Genomic DNA, 4,787 nt, shown 5'->3' with positions numbered 1-4,787 from the left:
TATCTTGCCAGCTTTTCTGTTTTGTTTAAATGCGTTGACCATCGCTATAGGATTGAATCCGGGATGCTTGTAGAAATATTGATCCTCAAAATAAACAATACATTTCTTGAATTTATCAGGAACACTGTCTTGTGCAGGAAACCTCCATTGACCATCACTAGCTATTTTTGCCCCTAGCAATTCACCTTCTTTGCTTTCAATAACCGTGGAATAAGGTTCTAGAAACAACGTTCTTGGCAATGAAAAATAATAAGTCATCAACAGCAAAAACACTATTGCTGATTTTATTTTGTTTTTCTTTATCCAATTGATGATGCGTTTTAGGAACGCTATTAATTTGTTTTTCAAAGCAAATTTTGTTTCTTTTTTATCCTAACAGGTTTTGGAAACCTGTTAGGTATGTTTTTTCCATCCCTAAAATTAGTTTAGTATAACCAATAAATACCTAACAGGTTTTAGAAACCTGTCAGGTGTACTTTTATTTCGATTTTCTATTAACAACAATACCTAACAGGTTTTAGAAACCTGTTAGGACAAGCAAACTTCAATATAATTTACTCATCCATTTTATCAATGGCATCAATCACACCTTCATAAATCAGTCTTCTTTCGTCGTGATAAAACTTAAAATTCTCCAATCCTCCAAATAGATCCAGTATAAAATCTCTATCAATACTCGTACTTTTATTTGAAAGATAAGAACGATAAGAAGAATGCAAATACGTTTCGAATGATTTTGTAAACTTATGTTTTACAGGATTCAAATGAACATATACTATCAATTGCTTCAGATACTCTTCATTTTCAATTCTATTTTTTTGCAAATGTTCTTGAAATAAACTTCCTGTTCTATTATAAGCTGTGTTTATGCTTTTGGCATAGGAATTAAATAAATTAGAAAAAGGCAAATGAATTTTATCTTTCAAATTATCTAGTAAATCCTTTTTGTCTTTAATTTTTATGACAATATGAAAATGATTCTTGAGTAAACAATAAGCATAAACATCTGCAACTGGCAAAAGATATTTCTTCATTTTCTCTAAAAAGTAATTATAATTTTTCTCTTCAATAAAAATATTTTCTCTATTATTTCCTCTGTTGTAAATGTGATAATATTGCCCTGATTCGAAAATATCTTTTTCCATATTTTATTTTTTATTTACTCAAACAGGTATTTTTACTATCCTAACAGGTTTTCAAAACCTGTTAGGTATGTTTTTACTTCTAAAAAATAATTTAATCCATCCTAATTAAATACCTAACAGGTTTTGAAAACCTGTTAGGATAAAAACTACTTCATCACCTCAACCCAAAAACCTTTTGTTCTAGCCAAAAACGTATGATCATACATCGCTTCGCATTGCAATCCAGGCAAATAATAAGTTCCTAAATAAGAAGCGTTCAATAATATTCTGAAAGTTTTAGTTTCATTGGCTTTCAATCCAAAATAGAAATTAGTTCTATCATCACGGATGTCAATATAATCGGCAACATTGTTCGTTGCATCACCATAATCGGTAAAACGAGTATTGACAATTTCAAATCCTGAAGGTAAAATTTGTGACAATGCCACATTTTCTACCTGTTCATTTTTTTTGTTTTTGACAGTAACTTCGGCAATAAATTCAGTTCCTTGATTAATTTTTGAAACATCAATAATTGCTTCTTTCCTGTTTTTGAAAACTACATTGGCAGACAAATTACTTTGAATCACTTGTTCTTGTCCAATAGGAAGAATTCCCGTATTGAGCACACGAACAAAAATCGTGTTGTTTTTATTGTTTTTTATCGTGATACCGTTTGCTCCAGATTTTACAACCAAATTTCTTTCGGTTATCGATTTCATCGTTTTTATGACTTGACTTTTGCCATTATTACTAAATTGAACTTCGATTCCTTTGGTTCCATTACTTTGTGCAAATTTTGACATCGAATACAAACAATATGCGGTGGTTTGTGTACTCATCCATTCGCTACTAGACATTTTTTCGGCTAGTTTGCTTGCCATCAAAAAGGCATTTTGTTTTTGTCCTAACAAAATCAAAGTTTCCAAAGTCATCGCACGATTCCTTTCACCAGAACCATAATAGTAATAATTATACTTAGAATTCACTTCGTCGATTTGACTTTTAGCTAACAGTTCTAATCCCGCCGTTTTTTGTCCAGCCAAAACATAAGCCGAAGCCAAACGCAATTTACTTTCATTAGAAATTCCTGCAGTTTCTCTCAATCGATTCATTGATGACAAATCAGGAGAACCGGCCAATGCCAATGTGTAAAGTCGGTAGGCTTGAGCCAAATCATTGCCGTATTGCGCTATAAATCTCCAATTTTTAGATTCCTTTCTTTGGTACGAAATCCATTTTGATTTGAAATTAATTGGTAAAACGTAGCCTTTTTTCTCCGCTTCAATCAAGAAATGTCCAGCATAAGAACTTCCCCAATCATCTGGTGTTGGTTGCCCTTGCCAATAAGAAAATCCTCCATTTGCCAGTTGAAAACTACCCAATCTTGTGATTCCAGCAGTTACATTTTTTTGAATTAAATCTTTACGACTAGCATCAATATCTACAACATCGTTCAAGAACAATTGAGGAAAAACTGCCGATGTAGTTTGTTCGACACAACCGTGAGGATAGGCAATCAAATATTGCAATCTTCGGCTAAAATCGATGGTTGGCATTGACGAAACTTCGAGCTTCGCTTTATTGCTTCCCGCAACTCCAAAAGTTTCCCAAGAAATCGTTTTGGAACTATTTGCATCCAAAATCACATCGGTAAAAGTACTCGTTATTGGATTTGGATTCGTCATATCAATCTCAACATCATAAGAAGATTTGACCGCTCCAGAAGTAGCAATAATTTGCACTTTTCCAATACCAGTTACACTACCCACTTCCAGATTGAAATAAGCCATTTTTTCGTCAGGTTGTGCAAAAATTAATCTTTGAATAGCACTTCCAATAACTCTTAATCCATTATTTGTTTTTATTTGAACTGTTACATTTTTGATGTTTTTTTCCATTGCAAAAATCGTAACTGGAATGGTTACTTTTTCCGACGGAGAAATTTTTCTTGGCAATGAAGCCAACACCATCAGCGGACTGCGAACAGGAGTTGCTTTTTCGACGCTTCCATAAGCACTTGTATTGGCATCGCCAGCTACAATCATAGTTCTAACCGAACCAATGTATTTTGGCAATTTCACCTGATGCGTTTTCGACTGCCCTTTTTCTAATTTGAATGGGCCAAGATAAACCACAACTGGTTTGAATCGGTTGGCTTTTTTAGCTTTTCCACCACCCAAATCTTGGTCACCGCCAATACTAAAAATCTGGTTTACTTTTCCTCCATAAGCACCAATCACATCATCGTAAATATCCCAAGTTTTTACACCCAAAGCTTCTCGAACATAAAAAGCATTCCAAGCATTTGGAGTTATGAATCGAGTTAAATCCAGCAAGCCTTCATCCACAATAGCAATCGTGTAGGTCATTGCTTTCCCAGATTTTTCGCTTACTTTAATATTAAATGCTTGTTCTGGTCGCAACACATCTGGCATCACTAATTTAGGTTCGAGAATAGTATTTTTATCCAAGACTTCAATCGGGATAATCCCGTACATTCTTATTGGTAAATCATTTTTGGTCGAAGCGTGTGGTTGCAACAAAGTGATGTTAAAATACACATTAGGCGCCATTTCAGCCGTAATTGGAATAGCTACTTGGGTTTCGCCCTTTTGGGTTATTGCCCATAGCGTTTGAACTACTTTCGAACCATTTTCAATTGAAATCAAAGCTCGACCACCTTCACTTGATGGAAAAGAAATTTGTGCTTTTTCGCCAACAGCATAATTCTTTTTGTCGGTAGAAAAAACAAGCATATTAGCAGTCGAAGCATCGGTGTTTCTAGTTTTTCCTGACCAAATTGGCCAATCAATATTTACTGTCAATGCCGTTGCGTGACCATCATTTTCATCTGAAACTCGAATTAAATAGCGTCCCCATTCTTCATCACTTAATGCAAATTGAACAGAACCTTTTCCGTTTGTATCTGTATTAATTTTAAATGTTTTATAGGAAGTTGTAGCAGTCGACGAATTATAATTCGATAAATTGTCGCTCGAAGAATCCCACCACCAGCGCCATTCTACTTTATAAACCTTGATTTCAAGATTTTTTACTGCTTTTGGACGCCCATTTTCATCAACAGTAACAATGTCAAAACGGTTTGTTTTTCGGGTTTCTAGCATTCCATATTTATTGGGTTCTGGTGATTTTATACCAACATAAGTTTTATATGGAGAATAGGTAGTTGACATTACATCAGTGCTGAAATCGCCGCCTTCTTCATATACTTTGGTTATAAAAGAAGCTTTTAACATTCCTGGAGCTTGACCTTGTAATTTGGGTTGAATATTTACCGATGCTTTTCCGTTTTCGTCTACTTTTCCAGAAAAGATATTGATTTCTTCGGTACTAAATTGACGAACCAAATCATCAAAAGTATAATTAGAATAATTCTTGAAAGTGGTAGTTTGTTGGGTGAATTTCGCTTGCATTTCTACTTTTAAATCTTTGGCAACAGCCCCGTGAAGCCAAGTTACTTCAAGGTTGCTCGTGTTGGGATAAAAAGGAGAAAGCACCGCATTTTTGAAACTATTTTTAATTCGAAGACGATTGGGTTTTATGGTTTCAATTTTTATACTTTTATAAAATTTCGCACCTCCCACACTCGCCATCGCTTCCCAATTTCCAGTCGGCGCATCAGAAGTTGTAGGGATAATG

General features: G+C 34.5%; 3 protein-coding genes. All 3 read right to left on the bottom strand.

The genetic code is table 11. From position 1 onward, the window contains the following. The coding region (locus PHC28_RS15795) for a transglycosylase domain-containing protein (RefSeq protein ID WP_300102864.1) at positions 1-348 on the bottom strand (348 nt) is incomplete at its 3' end. A gap of 206 nt (positions 349-554) precedes the next feature. Beyond that, positions 555-1,145 (bottom strand): transposase, encoded by a 591-nt coding sequence (locus PHC28_RS15790; protein ID WP_300102862.1) that lies wholly within the window; start codon positions 1,143-1,145, stop codon positions 555-557. Between the two features lie 146 nt (positions 1,146-1,291). Further along, positions 1,292-4,787, bottom strand: a 3,496-nt coding sequence (locus PHC28_RS15785; RefSeq protein WP_300102859.1) for an alpha-2-macroglobulin family protein, incomplete at its 5' end; no start/stop codon positions are given.

This window comes from Flavobacterium sp. (assembly GCF_028712645.1).
Lineage (GTDB): Bacteria > Bacteroidota > Bacteroidia > Flavobacteriales > Flavobacteriaceae > Flavobacterium.
Note: the sequence above shows the minus strand (reverse complement) of the source record. Positions and strands in the feature narration are given on the sequence as shown.

What these genes read in the sequence shown, in the direction of transcription:
- PHC28_RS15790 (WP_300102862.1), bottom strand. Translation starts at nt 1,145, where the DNA reads ATGGAAAAAGATATTTTCGAATCAGGGCAATATTATCACATTTACAAC.